Source organism: Vibrio sp. 1978, assembly GCF_033344345.1.
On sequence record NZ_JAWPOP010000259.1, the window covers coordinates 1 to 260 of the forward strand.

Below are 260 nucleotides of genomic sequence, written 5' to 3' on the forward strand. Positions count from 1 at the left end.
GGCATGTGGATGCTCACCGAGCTTATGGATAGTCAGCTCTTTGTGACAATCGTTACACGATGAAATGTCCGCGCCCACTGGCAGTTTGTGTTGCTTGTTGATGCCAGACACATCAAACGAGCCAGATGCGTTATTGGCGGCAATGACGAAAGGCGATTTGATAAGATCGATGCCTTCAAACGTGACGCATTCGGCGAGCTCGCCATCTCTACGGTCGGCGCAAAGTGGCATGTCGGCAATGTTAACCGTCAACGTAGAGT

1 pseudogene is annotated in these 260 nt (G+C 51.2%); it reads right to left on the minus strand.

Features of this window, described 5'->3' with window-relative positions:
- Positions 1 to 260, minus strand: a pseudogene (locus tag R8N49_RS25940) (cytochrome C); the annotation flags it as partial.